The 20,008-nt window shown below is 41.1% G+C and carries 20 protein-coding genes; 8 read left to right on the top strand and 12 right to left on the bottom strand.

Going from position 1 to position 20,008, the window contains the following annotated elements:
* Nucleotides 1-40 precede the first annotated feature (40 nt).
* The 6 genes from HMPREF9145_RS00105 to galK all read left to right on the top strand — a co-directional run bounded on the left by HMPREF9145_RS00105 (nucleotide 41) and on the right by galK (nucleotide 6,855).
* Nucleotides 41-616, top strand: coding sequence for a nucleotide exchange factor GrpE (locus HMPREF9145_RS00105; RefSeq protein ID WP_021824333.1), 576 nt, complete (start codon nucleotides 41-43; stop codon nucleotides 614-616).
* A gap of 16 nt (nucleotides 617-632) precedes the next feature.
* Nucleotides 633-1,805 carry a molecular chaperone DnaJ gene (gene dnaJ / locus HMPREF9145_RS00100; protein WP_021824317.1) on the top strand — a complete coding sequence of 391 codons (1,173 nt, stop codon included), beginning with the start codon at nucleotides 633-635 and terminating at the stop codon, nucleotides 1,803-1,805.
* A 4-nt stretch (nucleotides 1,806-1,809) separates the two neighbouring features.
* The gene (locus tag HMPREF9145_RS00095) at nucleotides 1,810-3,093 is read left to right on the top strand and encodes a bifunctional folylpolyglutamate synthase/dihydrofolate synthase (protein ID WP_021824319.1); all 1,284 of its coding nucleotides are present in this window, start codon (nucleotides 1,810-1,812) and stop codon (nucleotides 3,091-3,093) included.
* Nucleotides 3,094-3,193: 100 nt separating this feature from the next.
* Nucleotides 3,194-4,282 carry an aldose epimerase family protein gene (locus HMPREF9145_RS00090; protein ID WP_021824329.1) on the top strand — a complete coding sequence of 363 codons (1,089 nt, stop codon included), beginning with the start codon at nucleotides 3,194-3,196 and terminating at the stop codon, nucleotides 4,280-4,282.
* A gap of 13 nt (nucleotides 4,283-4,295) precedes the next feature.
* Nucleotides 4,296-5,609 (top strand): MFS transporter, encoded by a 1,314-nt coding sequence (locus HMPREF9145_RS00085; protein ID WP_021824337.1) that lies wholly within the window; start codon nucleotides 4,296-4,298, stop codon nucleotides 5,607-5,609.
* An 85-nt stretch (nucleotides 5,610-5,694) separates the two neighbouring features.
* A complete protein-coding gene (gene galK / locus HMPREF9145_RS00080) occupies nucleotides 5,695-6,855 on the top strand; it encodes a galactokinase (protein ID WP_021824342.1) in 1,161 nt (386 codons plus the stop codon).
* A 461-nt stretch (nucleotides 6,856-7,316) separates the two neighbouring features.
* On the opposite strand, the gene HMPREF9145_RS00075 is transcribed toward galK, so the two are convergent.
* Genes HMPREF9145_RS00075 through HMPREF9145_RS00060 form a run of 4 tightly spaced genes read right to left on the bottom strand, consistent with a single transcriptional unit; the run spans nucleotide 7,317 to nucleotide 9,837 of the window.
* Nucleotides 7,317-7,889, bottom strand: coding sequence for a Maf-like protein (locus tag HMPREF9145_RS00075; RefSeq protein ID WP_036906030.1), 573 nt, complete (start codon nucleotides 7,887-7,889; stop codon nucleotides 7,317-7,319).
* Between the two features lie 13 nt (nucleotides 7,890-7,902).
* Entirely contained in the window at nucleotides 7,903-8,421 is a 519-nt protein-coding gene (locus HMPREF9145_RS00070) for a KdsC family phosphatase (protein WP_021824320.1), read from the bottom strand.
* Nucleotides 8,408-9,208 carry a Rossmann-like and DUF2520 domain-containing protein gene (locus HMPREF9145_RS00065; RefSeq protein WP_021824336.1) on the bottom strand — a complete coding sequence of 267 codons (801 nt, stop codon included), beginning with the start codon at nucleotides 9,206-9,208 and terminating at the stop codon, nucleotides 8,408-8,410. Before HMPREF9145_RS00065 ends, HMPREF9145_RS00070 begins: the two co-directional genes overlap by 14 nt.
* Nucleotides 9,205-9,837, bottom strand: coding sequence for a TetR/AcrR family transcriptional regulator (locus HMPREF9145_RS00060; RefSeq protein ID WP_021824326.1), 633 nt, complete (start codon nucleotides 9,835-9,837; stop codon nucleotides 9,205-9,207). Before HMPREF9145_RS00060 ends, HMPREF9145_RS00065 begins: the two co-directional genes overlap by 4 nt.
* Nucleotides 9,838-9,987: 150 nt before the next feature.
* Between HMPREF9145_RS00060 and HMPREF9145_RS00055 the strand changes: the two genes are divergently transcribed.
* Nucleotides 9,988-12,276: an NADP-dependent malic enzyme gene (locus HMPREF9145_RS00055; protein WP_021824330.1), complete on the top strand. Its 2,289-nt coding sequence runs from the start codon at nucleotides 9,988-9,990 to the stop codon at nucleotides 12,274-12,276.
* A gap of 67 nt (nucleotides 12,277-12,343) precedes the next feature.
* Here the strand turns inward: HMPREF9145_RS00055 and HMPREF9145_RS00050 are convergent, their stop codons facing one another.
* Entirely contained in the window at nucleotides 12,344-12,940 is a 597-nt protein-coding gene (locus HMPREF9145_RS00050; protein ID WP_007133380.1) for a Crp/Fnr family transcriptional regulator, read from the bottom strand.
* A 51-nt stretch (nucleotides 12,941-12,991) separates the two neighbouring features.
* Nucleotides 12,992-14,785, bottom strand: a complete 1,794-nt coding sequence (gene lepA, locus HMPREF9145_RS00045) for a translation elongation factor 4 (protein ID WP_021824340.1) — start codon at nucleotides 14,783-14,785, stop codon at nucleotides 12,992-12,994.
* A gap of 83 nt (nucleotides 14,786-14,868) precedes the next feature.
* Here lepA and HMPREF9145_RS00040 point away from each other — a divergent pair, with 83 nt between their 5' ends.
* Nucleotides 14,869-15,252, top strand: a complete 384-nt coding sequence (locus HMPREF9145_RS00040) for a hypothetical protein (RefSeq protein WP_007133378.1) — start codon at nucleotides 14,869-14,871, stop codon at nucleotides 15,250-15,252.
* Between the two features lie 179 nt (nucleotides 15,253-15,431).
* On the opposite strand, the gene HMPREF9145_RS13610 is transcribed toward HMPREF9145_RS00040, so the two are convergent.
* From HMPREF9145_RS13610 to HMPREF9145_RS14090, 6 genes are all read right to left on the bottom strand, one after another.
* Nucleotides 15,432-16,517, bottom strand: coding sequence for a DUF6261 family protein (locus tag HMPREF9145_RS13610; protein ID WP_021824344.1), 1,086 nt, complete (start codon nucleotides 16,515-16,517; stop codon nucleotides 15,432-15,434).
* 62 nt (nucleotides 16,518-16,579) lie between these two features.
* Nucleotides 16,580-16,882 (bottom strand): hypothetical protein, encoded by a 303-nt coding sequence (locus tag HMPREF9145_RS00030; RefSeq protein WP_021824341.1) that lies wholly within the window; start codon nucleotides 16,880-16,882, stop codon nucleotides 16,580-16,582.
* Between the two features lie 137 nt (nucleotides 16,883-17,019).
* Nucleotides 17,020-17,193 (bottom strand): hypothetical protein, encoded by a 174-nt coding sequence (locus HMPREF9145_RS00025; RefSeq protein WP_021824334.1) that lies wholly within the window; start codon nucleotides 17,191-17,193, stop codon nucleotides 17,020-17,022.
* Entirely contained in the window at nucleotides 17,183-17,758 is a 576-nt protein-coding gene (locus HMPREF9145_RS00020) for a zeta toxin family protein (protein ID WP_036906020.1), read from the bottom strand. The genes HMPREF9145_RS00025 and HMPREF9145_RS00020 overlap by 11 nt, the downstream gene beginning before the upstream one ends.
* A gap of 181 nt (nucleotides 17,759-17,939) precedes the next feature.
* A complete protein-coding gene (locus HMPREF9145_RS00015) occupies nucleotides 17,940-19,553 on the bottom strand; it encodes a lipoprotein (RefSeq protein ID WP_021824331.1) in 1,614 nt (537 codons plus the stop codon).
* Between the two features lie 30 nt (nucleotides 19,554-19,583).
* Entirely contained in the window at nucleotides 19,584-19,709 is a 126-nt protein-coding gene (locus HMPREF9145_RS14090; RefSeq protein WP_021824322.1) for a hypothetical protein, read from the bottom strand.
* Between the last annotated feature and the right edge of the window lie 299 nt (nucleotides 19,710-20,008).

The raw sequence follows: 20,008 nt of genomic DNA, 5'->3' as shown, positions 1-20,008 counted from the left end.
TTACCATAACAAACAAATGTAACAATTAAAAGTAGAACGTATGAAAGAAAACCAGAATGTGTCTGCCGAAGAACAAGAAAACATCGAGGTTGGACACAATAATAAAGAGACAGAATTTGCCGAGAAGCATTGCGAAAAGGCAGCTGAAGAATCGTCAGAAGAGAAAGAACAGAATCCTGTAGAAGACTTACAGGATGAAAATGCGAAGCTCAAAGATCAATTGTTACGCACAATTGCCGAATTTGATAACTTCAGAAAAAGAACCAACAAAGAAAAAGCTGAGTTGATTTTAAATGGAGGTCGCAAAGCTGTTACAGACATATTGCCTATTCTTGACGACTTCGAGCGTGCGCTAAGTAATGAAACTAAAGATGCAACAGCAATCAAAGAAGGCATGCAAATGATTTTCAATAAATTCATAAAGACCCTTGAAAGCATGGGTGTCAAAAAGATTGAAACGGATAAAGCCGACTTCAATACCGACTATCATGAGGCTGTTGCCATGGTTCCAGGAATGGGAGATGACAAGAAAGGAAAAGTAATTGACTGCGTGCAATCAGGTTATACAATGAATGATAAAGTGATTAGACACGCAAAAGTGGCTGTAGGTCAATAATGATACATAATTAACCATGGCAGAGAAAAGAGACTATTACGAGATTCTTAATGTAGAAAGAACCGCTACTGATATAGAGATTAAGGCTGCATATCGCAAGATTGCCATTAAGTATCACCCTGACAGAAACCCCGGAAACAAAGAGGCTGAGGAAAAATTTAAGGAAGCTGCAGAGGCATACGACGTGTTACGTGATCCTCAGAAACGCCAACAATATGACCAATTTGGTTTTGAAGGTATGCAAGGTGCAAGCGGCTTCGGAGGTGGTTTCAGCGGAAACATGAATATGGATGACATTTTCTCCATGTTCGGTGACATCTTTGGAGGACATGGCGGAGGCTTCGGCGGCTTTGGAAGTGCCGGAGGTGGTGGTGGTTTTCGCCACGCACAATATCGTGGTGCAGACCTAAGATTGAAAGTAAGTCTTACATTACAGGAGATTGCTACTGGCGTTACCAAGAAGTTTAAGGTGCGTAAGGATGTGCCATGTGAACATTGTCACGGCAATGGTGCAGAGCCGGGAAGCAGTAGCGAGACCTGCCCTAAGTGTGGAGGACATGGTGTTGTCACAAAAACAGTACGCACAATGCTCGGTATGATGCAAACACAAACCGAATGTCCCGACTGCCATGGTGAAGGAACGATAATCAAAAATAAATGTAAAGACTGCGGCGGAACAGGTGTAGTCAAGGGAGAAGAAGTTGTTGAAATACAAATTCCAGCTGGTGTCGCTCAAGGAATGGTTGTCAATGTTCCGGGAAAAGGTAATGCAGGAATGCGTAATGGTGTCAATGGAGATATTCAAGTTTACATTGAAGAACAACCAAATGATACCTTTATCAGAGATGGACAAGATGTCATCTACAATCTTCTTTTAGATATACCAACGGCAATACTCGGTGGAGAAGTAGAGATTCCGACAATACAAGGCACTAAAGTTAAGATTAAAATTGATGCTGGCACACAACCCGGAAAAACGCTTCGGCTTCGTGGAAAAGGCCTGCCTGCAGTGCAAGGTTACGGTTCTGGAATGGGTGATTTGGTAGTAAACATCAGTGTATATATACCAAAGACGCTCGATAAAGAAGAGAAAGCAGCAATTGAGAAATTTAAGAATAGCGATAATTTCAAAGGAGATGAGAGTACGAAACAAACCATCTTCCAGAGATTTAAGAACTATTTCAATTGACAAAATGAACTATAAAGAGACTACAAATTATCTTTTTAACAGCACCTCTGTTTTCGAACATGTGGGTGCTTCTGCGTATAAAGAGGGATTAGATAACATCTTAGCCTTAGATGAACACTTTAATCATCCCCACCAGCACTATAAAACGATTCACATCGCAGGCACAAATGGGAAAGGGTCTTGTTCGCATTCATTAGCGGCAATGCTACAACAGAAAGGGTATAAAGTTGGACTTTACACCTCACCTCATATCATAGATTTCCGCGAACGCATAAGAGTCAACGGAGAATGTATTAGTGAACAGGCCGTAATTGATTTCGTTCAACAAGAACACGACTTCTTTGAAACCATTCATCCCAGCTTCTTTGAACTGACAACGGCCTTGGCCTTTAAATATTTTGCAGAACAACAAGTTGATATTGCAGTTATAGAAGTAGGACTCGGAGGACGCTTGGATTCGACAAATATCATTTCCCCAATTCTATCAATTATAACAAATATCAGCTTGGATCATACGCAATTTCTTGGTAACACATTAGCTAAGATTGCCTATGAAAAGGCTGGAATCATTAAGAAAGGCGTTCCAGTAGTTATTGGAGAATACACAAATGAAACACGATCTATTTTTGAAAATAAGGCAAAAGAACAGCAAAGCCCTATTTTTTTTGCGCAAGATACCCCAGAAGTTATTAGCAGTGAAATCGACCTTTCAGGTGGAAGAATTTATCAAACCAAGCATTTTGGAACCTTCCATGCAGAACTTATGGGCGACTATCAGGTCAAAAATATGAATACAATACTAAATTCCGTCAACATATTAAAGACATTGGGAGTTAACTTAACAAATCAATTACCTGCTTTAGACCATGTAACAACACTGACACATCTCATTGGTAGATGGATGACTTTACGCGAATCACCTAAAGTGGTGTGCGATACGGGCCACAATGTTGGCGGTTGGACCTACCTTGCCAGACAAATACAAGCACAACCTTGCAAGCAACTTAGAATGGTATTCGGTATGGTAGATGATAAAGATATTATGACAGTAATGCGCATGCTCCCTCAAAATGCAACCTATTATTGGACGCAGGCATCAACCAAACGAGCTATCCCTGCCGAGAAAGTTGCACAGATTGCTAAACAATTCAACCTTAATGGCCACCTATATAATAATGTAAAGGCCGCCTATCAGCAGGCATTAAACGATGCAAATAGTAATGACTTCATCTTTGTTGGAGGGTCAAGCTATATTGTTGCAGACTTGCTTTCACCTGTTGAAAAATAATCAAAAATTAAGAAAGATTTATACTGTTTCGTTTGGGTAAGTCGTTATTTTTTATTTACTTTGCAGGGAGATTGAATATAACTAAAAACTAAAAGATATTATGAACACAGTCCCAAACGAGAACATCTGTGGTTTGAAACGTGAAGATTTTCAAACAACAGTAAATGGAAAAAAAACAGACTTGTATATCCTTCGCAATGCTTTGGGTAACGAAGTGGCCATCACAAATTATGGCGGTGCAGTAGTTGCCATCATGGTTCCTGACAGAGAAGGAAACTATGCGAATGTTATTCAAGGACACGATAACATTAATGATGTTATCAACTCTCCTGAACCATACTTAAGTAGACTCATTGGACGATTTGGAAATCGTATTGCAAAAGGAAGATTCCAGTTGCATGGCAAAGAATATTGCTTGCCTATCAACAATGGTCCAAACTCTTTGCATGGCGGAAAGAAGGGATTCAACGATAAAGTTTGGGATGCAGAGTTGATGAATGAGCAAGCTCTCGTACTACATTATGTATCATCTTATGGTGAAGAAGGATTTTCTGGAGAGCTGAAAACAACTGTCGTTTATACATTTAACGATGATAACGAGTTAGTGATTGATTACTTAGCATGCACAAACAAGAAGACAATCATCAACCTAACACACCACGCTTTCTTCTCATTAGCAGGAATCGCCAACCCCACTCCTACAATAGATACGCTTGAATGCGAACTCAATGCCGATTTCTATATCCCCATTGATGAGACAAGCATCCCCACAGGAGAGATTCTAAAGGTAGAAGGAACGCCATTTGACTTCCGTAAACCTCAAGCGATTGGAAAGCGAATCAATGATGATAACGAACAAATTAAGAATGGTTCTGGCTATGATCATTGCTTCGTACTTAACAAAAAAGAAGAAGGAGAATTAAGTTTTGCAGCAAAGATCGTAGAGCCTCATAGTGGGCGTACAATGGAAATGTATACCACAGAGCCTGGAGTTCAGATGTATACTGGAAACTTTGAGAATGGTATGAAAGGCACTCATGGTGCTACTTACCCTCGCCGCTCTGCCGTATGCTTTGAAGCTGAGCACTTCCCTGATACTCCAAATCGGCCTTATTTCCCTTCTGTTGTCTTAAATCCAGGGGAACAATACAAGCAAAAAACCATCTACAAATTCGGAATAGACAAATAATTCAAATAAATAAATGGAAAAAAACACAAAACAACAAGGAAACATCATTGCGATCATCACAATGATGTTTCTCTTCGCGATGATTTCTTTCGTTACAAATCTCGCGGCTCCTATCGGTGTAATTTGGAAAAACGTATTCAACGGAACGGGTAGTGAGAACATGATAGGTATGCTTGGTAATGCAATGAACTTCCTCGCCTATCTCTTCATGGGGATCCCCGCCGGTAAGTTACTAACTAAGATTGGCTACAAGAACACGGCCCTAACAGGTATTGCAACAGGCTTTGTTGGTGTCTTCATTCAGTTTATCTCTGGTAAATTTGGTGCTGACGTAAGTGGTTTTGCTGTATATCTCTTCGGTGCTTTCATTAGTGGTTTCGCTGTATGTATTCTCAATACTGTCGTTAATCCAATGCTAAACTTACTCGGAGGTGGCGGTAATCGAGGCAATCAGTTGAATCTTATCGGAGGTACACTCAACTCATTATCTGGAACACTAACACCGATGTTGGTTGGTACACTCATTGGAACAGTTTCAGCAACCACAAAGATGGCTGATGTAAACCTTGTTCTCTTTATCGCCTTAGGCGTATTCGCGTCAGCGTTTGTAGTACTGCTTTTCATCCCAATTGCAGACCCGGAGATGGGTAAGACGACAAGTAAGACAGTCTTTGAACATAGTCCTTGGGCTTTCCGTCATTTCGTTCTTGGCACAATTGCTATATTCGTTTATGTCGGTGTTGAGGTTGGTATTCCTGGTACATTGAACTTCTACATCAGCGATACTTCTGCAAAAGGTGCAGGCTTATTAACGAATGCAGCAGCTATTGGCGGTTTCGTTGCAGGAACATATTGGTTCTTAATGTTGGTAGGACGCTTTATTGGAAGTTTCATTGGCGGTAAGGTTTCAAGCCGTTCTATGATGATTATCACAACAATTACAGGCATGATACTGATTGTCTTGGCTATGGTTTTAGGCAAGTCTACAACTGTTTCTATGCCCGTTTTCACTGGAACATCATTCCAAATGGTAGTCGTTCCTGTTGCAGCACTATTGTTAGTGCTCTGCGGTCTCTGCACTTCAATCATGTGGAGCAGTATTTTCAACCTGGCAACAGAAGGACTTGGTAAGTACTCTGCAGCCGCTTCTGGAATCTTTATGATGATGGTTGTCGGTGGAGGTCTGCTTCCTTTATTCCAAAATTTCATTGCAGACAACTCTTCTTACATGTTCTCTTATATTGTACCTCTTGTTGCTTTGGCTTTCATGTGCTACTATGCACTCATCGGAAGCAAAAATGTAAATAAAGATATTCCTGTAGATTAAACTATAACCTAAGCCCTCATTTTGTATGTTCAATTTGAGGGCTTTATACTTTTTAACCCAAGACACAATCTAAATCTATTTAATTATGGACATTGAAAAAGTTAGAAGTCGCTTTATTAAGCATTTTGATGGTAAGACTGGAAACATCTATATGTCTCCTGGAAGAATCAACTTGATTGGTGAACATACTGATTATAATGGTGGTTTTGTATTTCCTGGAGCCGTAGATAAAGGCATAATGGCAGAGATTCGCCCTAATGGAACCAACACGGTTATGCTCTATTCAATCGATCTTAAGGACCGAGTTGAGTTCAAAGTAGACGACCCCAATGGTCCTCGTGCAAGCTGGGCACGTTACATTTATGGCATCATTCAAGAGATGAAGAGCCTTGGTGTAGAAGTTAAAGGCTTTAATGCTGCGTTCTATGGTGACGTGCCATTAGGTGCTGGAATGTCTTCAAGTGCAGCGCTTGAAAGCTGCTTTGCTTTCGCACTTAATGACCTTTTTGGTAACAACAAAGTATCTAAATGGGACTTAGCGCTTGCCGGACAAGCTACAGAACACAAATATATCGGTGTGAAATGTGGTATCATGGACCAGTTTGCAAGCGTCTTTGGACAAGAAGGAAAGCTTATGCGCTTGGACTGCAGAAGCAGAGAATTCGAATATTTCCCATTCAATCCACAAGGCTATAAGTTAGTGCTTGTGAACTCAAAAGTTAAGCATGAGCTTGCAGGAAGTCCTTATAATGACCGCCGAAACAGCTGCGAGAATGTGGTAAAACACATTGCAGCAAAACATCCAGAAGGCAAGTTTGAGACATTACGTGACTGCACTTGGGAACAATTAGAAGAGGTTCGAGCTGAAGTTGGAGAAGAAGACTACAAGCGCGCACACTTTGTTCTTGGTGAGAAAGACCGCGTTTTGGCTGTTTGCGACGCACTCGAAAAGGGCGATTATGAAACTGTTGGTCAAAAGATGTATGAGACTCACGATGGTCTAAGCAAAGAGTATGAAGTATCATGTGAAGAACTTGACTTCCTTAACGACATCGCAAAAGAGAATGGTGTGACAGGAAGCAGAATCATGGGCGGTGGCTTTGGTGGCTGCACTATCAACCTTGTAAAGGACGAAGTTTATGATAAATTTATCGCAGATGCCAAGGTTAAGTTCGCTGCTAAGTATGGACATGAACCAGAAGTCTATCCAGTGGTTATCAGCGAAGGCTCACATAAGGTTTGTTAATCAATCTAACAAAAACCAAGAATATAGGAGAGGATGTCATAAGGCATCCTCTTTTTCTTTTTCTCTTTCTACAAATAAGCACATAAAAGAGCGTTTTTATTATTAGAATTACAGTTATATTGTATTGACTTAATGCGCCAACAGCACAAAGTAAGTCTTGAAAACCTCAAAACATCATTAAAACATCATTTTCTAAACTCAGCCAAATCGCACTGCAAAAAGCGTCAAAACATACAATAATTAGACTTAAATTATGCCACAAATCAATAGAGATTACAGGCTCCTCTCCTACCCCTTGTTTCTAAAAAGCGTTTTGATTTCGTATAGTATCGGTGTTCTATAAATTACAAGACATAAGGAAAAACAACCTTAAATTCAAAGACATGAGCATCATATAAGATGAGAAACTTTCACACGATGATAGTTTTTTACTCACAATTAGAATTAAAGTAGCTCCAAACTTAAAAGTGTGCAAGTTCTTCATAGATGCGTTGCACAGGCAGTCCCATTACATTAAAATAACTTCCTTTAAGCGAAACAACTCCTACATAGCCTATCCACTCTTGAATACCATACGCACCTGCCTTATCAAAAGGTCGGTAATGCTCAACATAATAGTTGATTTCTGCCTCACTTAAAGCCTTAAATGTCACTTCCGTTGATACCTTAAAGCTACGTTGTTTCTGTTGTGTCGTTAGACTAACTCCCGTAACTACATGATGCGTTCGACCGCTAATCATACGCAACATGTAGCATGCTTCGGCAGCATCTTTGGGCTTTCCCAAAATGATTCCATCAACAATGACCACTGTATCTGCCGTTAAAATCATTTCATCAGCGGCAATATCATCTCTGTATGCAGCTGCTTTTAATTGAGAAAGATAAAGAGGCACCTCATCAGATGGTAGGGTTTCGGGATAAGATTCATCTATTCCCGGCTTCACTTCAACACGAAAATCAATGTCTAAACTAGCAAGAAGCTCTTTCCTGCGTGGTGAGTTACTTGCTAAAATGATTTTATATTGATGATTCATCTTATTCATTTTTTTACCAACCAAATGCTTTTGCATCGCTCATCCACTTCTTTTGTGCACGCAAAACTTGTTCGACAACGTCACGACCACAGCCGTTTCCCCCACTCCTTTCACTAATATAGAGCGCTATATCCTTAATATCTGTAGCTGCATCTGACGGGCAACAAGGGCATCCGCACCTACGCATCACCTCGTAATCAGGTATATCATCTCCCATATATAGCACCTCATCGTCACGGACATTGAGTTGTTTAATCAGTTCATCATAGGCTTTCAGCTTCACCGAACAACCCATATAGAGATGTTGAACGCCAAGACTCTCATAACGAAGTCTGACAGCTTCTGTCTTTCCTCCAGTGATAATGGCAACATGAAGGCCTGATTTTACAGCCAGCTGAATGGCATATCCGTCCTTAATATTTACGGTTCGAAGTGGTTCTCCCTCACGAGAAAGCAAGATTGTCTCGGCAGAAAGCACACCATCTACATCGAAGATAATGACTTTTATCTTTGTTAAATCATAATTTATCATAGTGATTGGACTTATTTGTTATTGCAGTGTGATGAATAGACGCACTCATTCTTTCGTAGATTTCCTGCCAGAGTGGCAAGTCTGCAAGCAGCTTTCGTTGCGCTTCTATCACGTTTTTATCATATCTCACGGCAGGACCTGTCTGCGCATCTCTTGGAGAAAGCATGTGAATCTTACGTGCCGTTTCATCAATAAGTGGCTGTAAAACTTCAAAAGGAATATCGTGTTGATGAAGTATTTCAGCTGCAATCTCGTAACAATGGTTCACAAAATTACATGCAAAAATGGCAGAAAGATGAAGATACTTCCTATCATGTGAAGAAAGTATATAAACCTTTTCTGATATCGAAAGCGCTAAACTTTGAATACATTCTAAAGTCTTCGAATCGCTCGCCTCTATGAAACAAGGAATCGATTTGAAATCAACAGGGCGATTTTTTGAGAATGTTTGCATAGGATAAAGCACACCAAAGCGAGTTGCATATCCTTCAAACAATTGCATATTCATGCTTCCTGCTGTGTGCAAAAACACTTTATTGGTATTATGCTTACACACCTTTTCGATTGCACTTTGCAAAACACTATCCTTTAAAGAGAAGATATAAATGTCAGCCAAATCATTGACTTTATCCAACTGATTAATAGCTGTAGCACCCAAACGTGATGATAAACACGATGCGTTTGCTAACTGACAACTATATACTTGCACAATGGTATGTCCCGCAGAATGCAAGGCAAGACCAATATTAGTGGCTAAGTTTCCAGCGCCAATCAATGTTATTTTCATTTGAACAACTTTAATTTCTCCTCCAAAACGTGTAGTCCTTGCTCAGTGCAAAGCCCTCGCATAAACAGAAAAACCACATTATATAGAATATGTTGCATGCTATATTTATGGAAAAGTTGATTGTCCATAACATGTCGCATGCTTGCAGAACAGACCTGTTCTACCAGTTCATAATCTACATCTTGACGGAAATATCCCTCCTCAACACCACGATTAAAGAATGAGATACCTTTCCTATTACGGGCCTTGTGCAGTTCATCAAGATAGGTAAGCACACGTGGATAGCGTTGTAAATCAATAAAGAAGTTAAGAGAAGTATACTTGAATTGTTCCAGCTCATAACGAAAATACTCCGCAAAGATATCCATTAAAGTGCCATGATGTTCAGTAATAAACATCTCCATGTGACGATTAAATATCTCTTCATCTCTTTTGATTCCCTCCATCAAAAGGTCCTCTTTATTTCCATAAATCTCATATAATGTACGCTTGGAAATACCCAATTTTCGGGCGATATCATCCATTTTAACTTGCTTGATACCATTCGTCCGAAATTCGTGCATAGCAGATTGAAGGATACGTCCTTTCAATTGTTCGCGATATTCTGTGGTTACGTTTGTCTTGTACATAAAAGATTACCAGCTATATATCTGTAAACGATTCTATTGCAAAGTTACAAAAAATAACAAAAAACGCACATTCAATCTCGCGTTTTTTGTTAACTTTGCAATTAATGAAAGTGAAAGGAAATTAGAATATAGAACTTTAAAGAAATAAACATGGTAAAAGTTACGAAAGAAGCAGCCTTGGCTTACCACAGAGATGGACGTCCGGGCAAGATAGAAGTAAAGCCAACAAAGCCTTACCACACACAAACTGATTTAAGCTTAGCCTATTCGCCAGGAGTTGCTTTCCCCTGTCTTGAAATCCAAGCCGAAGCCAACGATGTTTATAAATACACGGATAAAGGAAACTTAGTCGCTGTAATCAGTAACGGAACTGCCGTACTTGGTCTTGGAGATATTGGCGCGATGAGTGGCAAACCGGTGATGGAAGGAAAAGGATTGCTATTCAAAATTTATGGCGGTATAGATGTTTTTGACATTGAAGTAGCAGAAAAAGACCCAGAAAAGTTTTGCGAAGCCGTTGAGAGAATAGCGCCAACATTCGGTGGAATCAACTTAGAGGATATCAAAGCTCCCGAGTGTTTCTATATTGAAGAGCGCTTAAAGAAGACGCTTGACATTCCCGTTATGCACGATGATCAGCATGGAACCGCCATCATTTCTGCTGCAGGACTTCTCAATGCCCTTGAGGTTGCAGGAAAAGACATCAGTAAGGTGAAGATTGTTGTTAATGGTGCTGGAGCTGCAGCCATTAGTTGTACAAAACTATATGTAGCACTTGGAGCAAAGAAAGAAAACATTGTGATGCTCGATTCCAAAGGCGTTATCACAACAGTTCGTGAGAAATTGACTCCACAAAAGGCATTGTTCGCAACAACAAGAACAGATGTTCACACCTTGGAAGAAGCCATGAAAGGTGCCGATGTGTTCTTAGGATTGAGCAAAGGAAATGTTCTTAGCCAAGATATGGTTCGCAGTATGGCTGATAAACCAATCGTTTTTGCATTGGCAAATCCTGTTCCAGAGATTTCTTATGAAGATGCAATTGCAAGCCGCCCTGACGTACTAATGAGCACCGGTCGTAGCGATTATCCTAACCAAATCAATAATGTCATTGGCTTCCCCTATATCTTCCGCGGTGCACTTGATGTTCATGCGAAGGCTATTAACGAAGAGATGAAGCTGGCAGCAGTAAAGGCTATTGCAGACTTGGCTAAGCAACCGGTTCCTGATGTGGTAAATGAAGTATACCACGTTACCGACTTAACATTCGGTCCTAAATACTTTATCCCGAAACCAGTAGACCCAAGACTCATCACAGAAGTCAGTGCTGCTGTGGCCAAAGCTGCCATAGAAAGCGGTGTTGCCCGTACTCCGATAACTGATTGGGACAATTATAAACAAAACCTGTTGCAGTTACTTGGTCAGGAAACGGCCTTCACACGAAAGCTCCACGACACTGCACGTCTGCATCCACAAAAGGTGGTTTTCGCAGAAGGTGGACACGCTACAATGATGAAAGCCGCTGTACAAGCAAAACAAGAAGGCATCTGTATTCCAATACTTCTTGGTAATCCGGATCGTCTAAACCGCTTGGCTGCACGCTTGAAATTAGACCTTTCTGGAGTGGAAATCATCGATATGCGAGCTGATCAGGAACAAGGCCGACGCGCAACATTTGCAAAACACTTAGCAGAGAAACGTGCTCGACAGGGTTATACCTTTGAAGAGGCTTATGACAAGATGTATGAGCGCAATTACTTTGGTATGAGTTTAGTCGAAAATGGCTACGCTGATGCGTTCATCACTGGCTTATATACCAAGTACAGCAATACGATAAAGGTTGCGAAAGAGGTTATTGGCATCAGACCAGAGTATAAAGCTTTCGGAACAATGCATTTGCTCAATACAAAGAAAGGCATTTATTATATTGCAGACACGCTGATTAATCGTCATCCCGATGAGAACACCTTAACCGACATTGCAAAGCTTAGTGCACACACAGTGAAGTTCTTTAACGACGAACCGGTTATTGCAATGCTAAGCTATTCGAATTTCGGCACTGACGACATTGGTAGTCCTTTGAAAGTTCATAACGCTGTAGAGCAGATGCAAAAGGAATTCCCTGATTTGGCTATTGACGGCGAAATGCAGGTTAACTTCGCGCTTAATAAAGAACTTCGCGACGATAAATACCCATTCAGCAGACTGAAAGGAAAGAATGTCAACACGTTAGTGTTCCCAAATATGAGTAGTGCTAATTGCAGCTATAAATTGTTACAGGAACTTGATCAGGATTGCGAAATCATTGGTCCAATACAGATGGGACTCAACAAAGCTATCCATTTTACAGACTTTGAAAGTTCTGTTAACGACGTAGTGAATATTACTGCTGTTGCCGTTATTGATGCGTATGTTGAAAAAGTGAAGAACAATCTATAAAGAAATCCATCTATACATAAAAACGGATGAGGCATTTATGAGTGCCTCATCCGTTTTATTTTGTATTCTAATCAATCAAAGTTGTTGCTCTTACACGGCTCAATGTTTCAGGAGTCATTTGCAAATAACTTGCGATATAAACCAAAGGCGCTCGCAAAACCACTTGGGGCATAAGCTTGCACATCTTCTTATATCGATCTCCTGCGGTCTCAAAACGGACGAGATCTGCATGTACTTGCGATAATATCAGACTTTCTTCTAAGATCTTGCGATAAAGAATCTGAATATTAACGTTATGTAATGCCACCTTCTCTAAACGACGTTTAGGCAAGGCATAAATAATAGAAGACTCAATGGCTTCTACCTGAAGATGGGTTGGCATCTCAAGAAATAGACTCTCAATGCACATAAAGATGGAACGATCTGCACCCAAATGTTCTGTCACTTCTTTTCCATTCTTGAAATAGAACTGACGAATCAAGCCTTTATCGATGTAGTAGATGTTCTCGCAAACCTCTCCTTCTTCCAATATCATCTCCCCTTTACTAAACTTCATCGGAACCAGAATACTTTCTAATTCGTCAAGTTCTTCATGAGTCATGGTACTGTACTTTCGTGCAAGTTCACGAGCAATATCTCGTGGTGTGTTTAATGGTTCTCTCATGTTAGGATATCCTCCAATTATTATATAAGTTTGTTTCGATTCAGAAATAAATTAATCGAGTTTCAAAACAGCAAGGAAGGCTTTCTGTGGTACTTGCACATTTCCCACCTGTTTCATTCTCTTCTTTCCCTGTTTTTGTTTCTCAAGCAATTTTCTTTTACGACTTACGTCACCGCCATAGCACTTCGCTGTCACGTCTTTACGAACTTGCTTAACAGTTTCTCGCGCTATAATCTTCGCACCGATAGCAGCTTGTATGGCGATATCAAACTGCTGACGAGGAATTAATTCTTTAAGTTTTTCACACATCCTTCGACCAAAGAATACCGCGTTGCTCTCGTGGGTGAGTGTTGAAAGCGCATCAACAGGTTCGCCATTGAGCAATATATCTAACTTGGCCAACTTTGAAGGACGGAAACAATCGATATAATAGTCAAACGAAGCATAGCCTTTTGATATGCTCTTCAGCTTGTCATAAAAGTCTATAACGATTTCACCTAAGGGAATCATAAAATGCAATTCCACTCGGTTTCCGCTAACATACTCTTGCTTAATCAGCTCACCTCGTTTATCAAGACATAAGGTCATGATGGGACCAATATAGTCAGCTGCCGTGATAATCGACGCACGAATATAGGGTTCTTCGATATGATCGATGAGCGTCTGCTCGGGTAATCCTGAAGGATTATGCACTTCCTTAACGTTTCCTTGCTTGTCATACACCATATAAGACACGTTGGGAACGGTGGTGATGACATCCATATTAAATTCGCGGTCGAGTCGCTCTTGGATAATCTCCATATGCAATAGTCCCAAAAAACCGCAACGGAAACCAAAACCTAAGGCCACAGAACTCTCTGGCGAGAAGGTTAAAGCGGCATCATTCAATTGCAATTTCTCTAACGATGCACGCAGATTCTCATAATCATTCGGATCAATGGGATAGACACCTGCAAACACCATAGGCTTCACTTCCTGGAAACCGGCAATGGCTTGCTTACATGGATTGGCAACAGAAGTTACCGTATCGCCGACCTTCACCTCGGTAGCCGTCTTTATACCACTGATGATATAGCCAACTTCTCCCGTCGAAAGTTCTTTCTTTGGAACCATATCCATTTTCAGCACACCAACTTCATCGGCATCATACTCCATTCCTGTGTTAAAGAACTTGACCTTTTCGCCCTTTCGAATCTTTCCGTTCATCACCTTGCAAAGCACGATAACACCACGGAAGCTATTGAAGATTGAGTCAAAAATCAAGGCTTGAGCCGGTGCATCCACCTCGCCTACAGGAGCAGGAATACGTGCCACAACGGCTTCCAAAATATCTTCTACGCCCTCGCCTGTCTTTCCCGAAGCGCGAATAATGTCTTTTCTATCACAACCAATCAACTCTACGATTTCATCTTCCACCTCATCGGGCATGGCATTCGGCATATCAATTTTGTTGATCACCGGAATAATTTCGAGGTCATGCTCTATGGCCATATAGAGATTTGAAATGGTTTGCGCTTGCACACCCTGTGTCGCATCAACAACCAAAAGCGCACCTTCGCAAGCAGCAATAGACCGAGATACTTCATAAGAAAAGTCCACGTGTCCCGGAGTGTCGATAAGATTCAGGATATAATCCTTATTATCCTTCGCCTTATAATTCATCTGAATGGCATGACTCTTAATCGTGATTCCACGCTCACGCTCAAGATCCATATCATCCAGCATCTGCCCCTCGGTAATCTGAATCGTCTGCGTTTTCTCCAACAGGCGGTCGGCGAGCGTTGACTTTCCATGATCTATATGTGCGATGATACAGAAATTTCGAATATTACCTATCGTGTCCATTGCTTCATTTGCTTTTTTATCGTGCAAAGTTAAAGAAAAATATCTATTATTTAGTATCTTTGCAAAAAATAAAAATAGAAACAATGAAAAAAATCTTATTTTCATCACTCCTCCTTTTAACACTAACCGCATGTCATCACGAATCTATTGAAGAACGCGCAGAACGAGAAGCAAAAGAGTATACGCAGAAGATGTGCCCCACCCCAATTGTGAATTTCACACGCACCGACAGCATGGTGTTTGATAAAAACACGCATACGATGATATATTTTTGCACTTTCACGGATAAAATGGATAATGAACAAATCGTTAACCAGAACCGCAAGAAATTGTCCGACGGACTTCGCGAGGCGCTCATCAACGACACTGGAATCAAAACCTATCGCGAGGCTGGCATACAATTCAAATATGTGGTGCATTCTCAAAGCAATCCGAAAAAGCTGCTTTATCAAGAAACTTTTAAATAAAAATAAAACGCACAAAAAAGGGTGCAGCGCTGTTATCGCAACAGTGCTGCACCACCACTTTAGACTTAGGAGTATTTATGACGATACCTATTGTATAACTACGCCGCTGCGCAGGTTTTCGTCGCAATAAGAGTTAATTTATGAATGCGCCTTTGCGCATTTCCCTAAGCTCGACAATTTTATGGTTGGTTTTTATGTTTAATCCCAAAGTTGGGCTGTTCGGTTGTTCCGCCGCCTGCTTTCGGCTTCTCATTCGCCTTTTCATTCGCTTTCGGCTTCTTCTCCTCTACGAGGTACAGCGTGCCATCCTTATTCACGCCCACCCAAATAGTTTTAACTTTGCCGTCAGCCGCCTTCTGGCCTTTTACCGATAGTTCGAACAGGCGCTTGGCAGCCGTGCCCTTTGTTTTGCCCGTAAACGAAAGACTATCCGTTTCAAGTCCTTGTTGTTCCTCAAACGAAGCAAGTTGGGGTTTTACCCGAGTTTCATATTCGGCCTTATGTTTTTCGGCGTTCGCTTTCGATGAAGTTGTGGTCATTGCCTGCTCTTTGTAGCGCTTGATGAGGGTATTCATAAAGTCGATGAAGGCTGCATAATCGGCCGGTTTACCGAGGATGGCCAAGGCATTGACCACCTTTATTAAATTGCGGATGGCGTCATCTGAAGTTTTCCGAGCAGCTGCCAACGCACCGATAACCTTCGTCGAATTGTCCGCCGTGCGCTGCACAAGCAACGCTTCCACGCGCTCGTTAGCCGTTTTCAGCGCATCGACATAGGGTTTTAATCCCAAGGCCTGCACCTGCGTGGCATATTCTCCCGCCAGGTCGGTGCAAAGGTTGGTGATGAGTCCCGTTTCGCGTTCCAACTGCATCTTGGGGTCGATGGCATAGTCAACGAGATGCTGCCACAGCTGGTGAGCATGTTTGGCTAAATCGGCCACAGGCATATTCAAAAAGCCTTTCACTGCCGTTCGATAGCCTGCAAAAAGGGTGTCACGCTCTTTATCGGCCTTGATAATGTCGTCAGTCAAAAGACTCTTTTGCGACAACACCAAATACTTGTCTTCTGCGGCTAAAGCCTCTGTCAGCGCCTTAATTGCAGCCTGCCCAACAGCATTCTCCTTAATTTTCGTGTCAGTGGCCAAGCGGTCACTCACGTTTTTCATGAACTGAAAGTGCGCACCATTATTGAGATGCGACAACTGAATTTGTGCAATTTCCACCACCTGGGTGAAATCATGCTTTGAAGGTGTTTCTTCTGGCATTTTATTGTTTTTTTAGTTTAACATGTGTCGGATTCTTCCGACGTTATCTTATTTTTATTTCTTTATGAATAAATGATTCGCGCGCGCTTCAAACCCCTTGGAAAATACTTTCCGCCACGTGGCGAAAGCCTCAAACCTTTCGGGAAACGACTTTCGCCAAGCGCGGAAATGCCAAACCCTTCGGGAAACGACTTTCGCCATGCGCGGAAATGCCAAACCTTTCGGGAAACGACTTTCGCCATGCGCGGAAATGCCAAACCTTTCGGGAAATAACTTTCGCCATGCGCGGAAATGTCAAACCCTTCGGGAAATGACTTTCGCCAAGCGCGGAAATGCCAAACCTTTCGGGAAACGACTTTCGCCATGCGCGGAAATGTCTAACCAAAGGTTTTAATACTTCAACACGACGGATAACGATATTTTCAGAAGGGTGTTAAACAATCGTCCCACGCTACATTTTGTTTGCAGCGTGGGACGAAAAACTATTGAGCAAAACTCACTTTTAATCGTGCTGGGCTATATCCTTTGCAGAAATCGTCATAATCTGTCCGTCTGCATCGGCTATCACTATATTTTCGCCTTTGAGGGCCTTTTCGCGAATCATTTTCTGATGTGCAATTTTTACACCCTGCATCACTTTGCTCGCAAATTCGCTGTATCGTTCTTTATTTTCCATAACCATTTATTTTTGAAAATAATGTTTCGTTATATACAATCGTCTGTACATTCATTCCACCTTCTGCCACTATGGCCTGTGTTAATTCGCTGTTGTCAACAATCAACCATCCATCTACGATTGGGATAAAGATTTCAAGTAGATTGCGAATGCCCAAATCGTAGCGACGCTGGATGACGTCAGGCGGAATGTTATGCCCTCCTTGGCTTACGCGGCTTGCAACACGCTCTTTGGCAAGTTGCGGACTGCTGAGCCAAAAATAAACTAAATGAACAACATAGCCTTGTCTGTGTGCACGTTCCACTAATTTAGCGTATGAGCGGGTAGCAAGTGTAGTTTCAATTGCAAAATTCTTGCCAACAAGTAACAGTTCATCTATGCGCTTCAACATCAGTCGACCTGCTTCTATGGCCATACTATCGGGATTGAAAGGTGAAAGACCACGCGCTATTTCGTCCGCATTCACAAACTCCTCCACTTTAAGGATTTCAGGCAACACCGTATAGGAAGCCGTCGTCTTGCCAGCCCCGTTGCAACCACTGATGATGTATAAATGCCTTTTCATGTCGGCAAAGATAACATTTTCCAGTGATACCTCCAAATCCATGCGATTGGATTTTCGTTTCCGTCGTGTGTCAGTATGTCAAAGAGCGACTCGGCTTTGTGAAGCCTTTATTTTCTATCCTCTGCCGACTAAAGATTCCTTGTGGTTTCTACATGTCGGCAAAGGTTAAATAGTTCTATAATTAATTATCTCCGAAATCACTGAATGGCTGCGCGATATTGCCATTTTGACGTATGTAACTAACCACACCTATGCTCCCTTTTTCAAAAGCTAAGTAGTATGCATTGATGTGAATACCCTCTTTCCTTGGTTCTGCACTGGATGACCAATACCAGGCGTACATACCGAGTCCCAGTAAGCTTCCATTAATATAGCAACCCAAAAAAGGTAGGTAAAAATAATTATTTGCTTCAGCAGTAGAAGGTGGAACCATAATCATACTATTGTTACCATAAGATTTGTATGTTGTACGCATATCAGTAATACCGTCTGCAGAGTACTCCGTAGAGTAGTTACCGTCTGCTATTAAAACAGATTTTTTCTTTAACCATACGCCTCCCTTATATAAAAGGCCCATTGATGACCATAGTTCATCAGCGTCAAAATGAGGAGCACCATACATCGCATACCATGACATCTCGTTAGCATTAGGCAATTTATTAAAATAAGCAGTCTGTGCATTATACTTTATACCATTACCAGGGAAGTAAAGATTGGCATAGCGAGGGTCAGAACCATTCTGAGCATAAAATTCTCTAGAACTAAGATTAGTTATAGGCTGTTTTTCACCTTCTTCCTTCGTCCATTCATAACCATACCAATATTGCTGTTTGGCGTCCCACTGATAATAATGATTCCCATCATAATCACGTACGTTGAGATCAGCCGTTATATTATAATATTTATTCTTGTCAAAGGAATGAGAAGTTAGAGTTTTCGTAATAGTTCCCTCTACTGGATCAAGTCCATAATTCCAGAATGAATAGTCTTTCACCCAATAACGAATTTTTAGTTTATGTGTACCTGGCTTGATTACCATAAATGCACCATTGGTTGTAACATCTGCAGAAGTATTTTTCAAAGAGAAGCCGTTCATATAATTTCCATCACTGTTAAGCTTTAAAATAATCTGCTTACCAGTACCAATATCTTTCAGTTTCCCTGTAACAGGATCAAGAGTATAAGTATCGGTAATATCATTGTCAGAATTGACTTCTATCTTTGTCAGAAAGCAGTGCTGAAGAACTTTATTATTTGTGAATGGTAAGAATACAAGATAGGCAGCTTGGTGATCAAGCTTAAAACTGAAGTATTTGCCACCTTTAATACCTGTAGCATCAGCCGTTCCACAGTCACCCGACTCACCGAAATGGGTGGTGGTATTAGGTACTGCTTGTTTTTGAATGGCTGGAATCGTTACTTGATTATTAATGCCGTTCTTGCCAGGATAATAAACTTTGTAGGAGGATTTCGTGGAAAACTTACCTTCTACTTTGAATTTAAAATATGAGGTTTTAGCAGTTGGTGCATTTTTGCTCTTCTGCCATATACCATCGTCATCTTTGACATAGATATAGTCGCCTGCCTCCCAAAAGAAAGCACCCGAGTTGTAGTCCATAGAGGTGCGGCTTTCTGGACCACCAGTAGAAAATGTTGTAAGGTTCTTGTCGTTGTCGTTACCCGTATTTGTCGCCTTCTGCACAACTTCTTCATTAACGCAAGAGGCTAATGTCAGCATAAAACCGAGAAGGCCAGCAAGTGAGAATAGGCGCACTTTGAATAAATCTTTTTTCATTTTGTTGTTTTGTTTTCGTTTTTACTCTTCTTAATTAGTCTTCAAAGTTGAATCATCTTCTTCATCAGACCACTCCATGGTCATTCCTCGCTTTGCACTGGAAATTGTGCCACCTGGCTGTGCCGGATTGTGCTGCCCTGGGAATGAAGTCTCCATCAGTGATGAAGTTTCTACATGTATCAATGTAGATTTTGGAGGGCAATAAGTTCTTAATTGTTTTTTCTTCATAATTTACATAATAATAATGAATCTTTTCTTCTAATTTTTGTCTTATTTTGTCTTTTGTTGGTTCACAAAAAGGCACAAGTTATTGAACAAAGGGAACTTTGAAAAGCCCTTTGTTTATGGGAGATACGCCACGCTTCGCGCGCGCGTAGGAGAAAAAATTTTAGAGTGTAGTTATTGGCGTGGCGCCTATGTGAGAGAGAGAGAGAGAGAGAGAGAGAGAGAGTAGA

Origin of the sequence: Segatella salivae F0493 (assembly GCF_000477535.1) — a bacterium.
Classification (GTDB): Bacteria; Bacteroidota; Bacteroidia; order Bacteroidales; family Bacteroidaceae; genus Prevotella; species Prevotella salivae.
This window is presented reverse-complemented; position numbering and strand designations above follow the sequence as displayed.

What these genes read in the sequence shown, in the direction of transcription:
- HMPREF9145_RS00105 (WP_021824333.1), top strand. Translation starts at nt 41, where the DNA reads ATGAAAGAAAACCAGAATGTGTCTGCCGAAGAACAAGAAAACATCGAG.
- dnaJ (WP_021824317.1), top strand. Translation starts at nt 633, where the DNA reads ATGGCAGAGAAAAGAGACTATTACGAGATTCTTAATGTAGAAAGAACC.
- HMPREF9145_RS00095 (WP_021824319.1), top strand. Translation starts at nt 1,810, where the DNA reads ATGAACTATAAAGAGACTACAAATTATCTTTTTAACAGCACCTCTGTT.
- HMPREF9145_RS00090 (WP_021824329.1), top strand. Translation starts at nt 3,194, where the DNA reads ATGAACACAGTCCCAAACGAGAACATCTGTGGTTTGAAACGTGAAGAT.
- HMPREF9145_RS00085 (WP_021824337.1), top strand. Translation starts at nt 4,296, where the DNA reads ATGGAAAAAAACACAAAACAACAAGGAAACATCATTGCGATCATCACA.
- galK (WP_021824342.1), top strand. Translation starts at nt 5,695, where the DNA reads ATGGACATTGAAAAAGTTAGAAGTCGCTTTATTAAGCATTTTGATGGT.
- HMPREF9145_RS00075 (WP_036906030.1), bottom strand. Translation starts at nt 7,889, where the DNA reads ATGAATCATCAATATAAAATCATTTTAGCAAGTAACTCACCACGCAGG.
- HMPREF9145_RS00070 (WP_021824320.1), bottom strand. Translation starts at nt 8,421, where the DNA reads ATGATAAATTATGATTTAACAAAGATAAAAGTCATTATCTTCGATGTA.
- HMPREF9145_RS00065 (WP_021824336.1), bottom strand. Translation starts at nt 9,208, where the DNA reads ATGAAAATAACATTGATTGGCGCTGGAAACTTAGCCACTAATATTGGT.
- HMPREF9145_RS00060 (WP_021824326.1), bottom strand. Translation starts at nt 9,837, where the DNA reads ATGTACAAGACAAACGTAACCACAGAATATCGCGAACAATTGAAAGGA.
- HMPREF9145_RS00055 (WP_021824330.1), top strand. Translation starts at nt 9,988, where the DNA reads ATGGTAAAAGTTACGAAAGAAGCAGCCTTGGCTTACCACAGAGATGGA.
- HMPREF9145_RS00050 (WP_007133380.1), bottom strand. Translation starts at nt 12,940, where the DNA reads ATGAGAGAACCATTAAACACACCACGAGATATTGCTCGTGAACTTGCA.
- lepA (WP_021824340.1), bottom strand. Translation starts at nt 14,785, where the DNA reads ATGGACACGATAGGTAATATTCGAAATTTCTGTATCATCGCACATATA.
- HMPREF9145_RS00040 (WP_007133378.1), top strand. Translation starts at nt 14,869, where the DNA reads ATGAAAAAAATCTTATTTTCATCACTCCTCCTTTTAACACTAACCGCA.
- HMPREF9145_RS13610 (WP_021824344.1), bottom strand. Translation starts at nt 16,517, where the DNA reads ATGCCAGAAGAAACACCTTCAAAGCATGATTTCACCCAGGTGGTGGAA.
- HMPREF9145_RS00030 (WP_021824341.1), bottom strand. Translation starts at nt 16,882, where the DNA reads ATGGCGAAAGTCGTTTCCCGAAAGGTTTGGCATTTCCGCGCTTGGCGA.
- HMPREF9145_RS00025 (WP_021824334.1), bottom strand. Translation starts at nt 17,193, where the DNA reads ATGGAAAATAAAGAACGATACAGCGAATTTGCGAGCAAAGTGATGCAG.
- HMPREF9145_RS00020 (WP_036906020.1), bottom strand. Translation starts at nt 17,758, where the DNA reads ATGAAAAGGCATTTATACATCATCAGTGGTTGCAACGGGGCTGGCAAG.
- HMPREF9145_RS00015 (WP_021824331.1), bottom strand. Translation starts at nt 19,553, where the DNA reads ATGAAAAAAGATTTATTCAAAGTGCGCCTATTCTCACTTGCTGGCCTT.
- HMPREF9145_RS14090 (WP_021824322.1), bottom strand. Translation starts at nt 19,709, where the DNA reads ATGGAGACTTCATTCCCAGGGCAGCACAATCCGGCACAGCCAGGTGGC.